We start from the raw sequence: 724 nt of genomic DNA on the forward strand, positions 1-724 counted from the left end.
AGAAGTGGCTAGTCTAACCGCAAGGAGGACGGTCACCACGGTAGGATTCATGACTGGGGTGAAGTCGTAACAAGGTAGCCGTATCGGAAGGTGCGGCTGGATCACCTCCTTTCCAGAGCTATCTCGCACAAGTTGAGCGCTCACGCTTATCGGCTGTAAATTAAAGACAGACTCAGGGGTCTGTAGCTCAGTCGGTTAGAGCACCGTCTTGATAAGGCGGGGGTCGTTGGTTCGAATCCAACCAGACCCACCACCGTCTTGTGTGGCGGTACACACCTGAGGCAAATCTGTACATGGGGGCATAGCTCAGCTGGGAGAGCACCTGCTTTGCAAGCAGGGGGTCGTCGGTTCGATCCCGTCTGCCTCCACCAATCACCAACGCTAAGGGCTTGGTTCAGACACTGAACCGAGAATTTTGCATTGGCGATTGAGCCAGTCAGAGGATATCAACAGATATCGGCTGTCGTTCTTTAACAATCTGGAAGAAGTAAGTAATTTGGATAGCGGAAGCGTCTCGAGATGGACGTGAAAGTTATCCGGGTTGTGATTGTATCGATGTATCTCAAGATGATTCGAACTTCATTGTTCGGCTCGATTTTGGAATACGGCACAACGCGAGAACTCAACCTGTAACGAGACAGACTCGTTATAGGGTCAAGCGAACAAGTGCATGTGGTGGATGCCTTGGCGATCACAGGCGATGAAGGACGCGGTAGCCTGCGAA

2 tRNA genes and 1 rRNA gene are annotated in these 724 nt (G+C 51.7%); all 3 read left to right on the plus strand.

The features are described 5' to 3' along the window. Positions 1-112: ribosomal RNA gene (locus QZM72_RS35515) — 16S ribosomal RNA — on the plus strand; the annotation flags it as partial. A 64-nt stretch (positions 113-176) separates the two neighbouring features. After that, a tRNA-Ile gene (locus tag QZM72_RS35520) sits at positions 177-253 on the plus strand. 42 nt (positions 254-295) lie between these two features. Further along, positions 296-371 (plus strand) — tRNA-Ala (locus tag QZM72_RS35525). Positions 372-724 lie beyond the last annotated feature (353 nt).

Origin of the sequence: Burkholderia sp. AU45388 (assembly GCF_030481585.1) — a bacterium.
Taxonomy (GTDB): domain Bacteria; phylum Pseudomonadota; class Gammaproteobacteria; order Burkholderiales; family Burkholderiaceae; genus Burkholderia; species Burkholderia sola.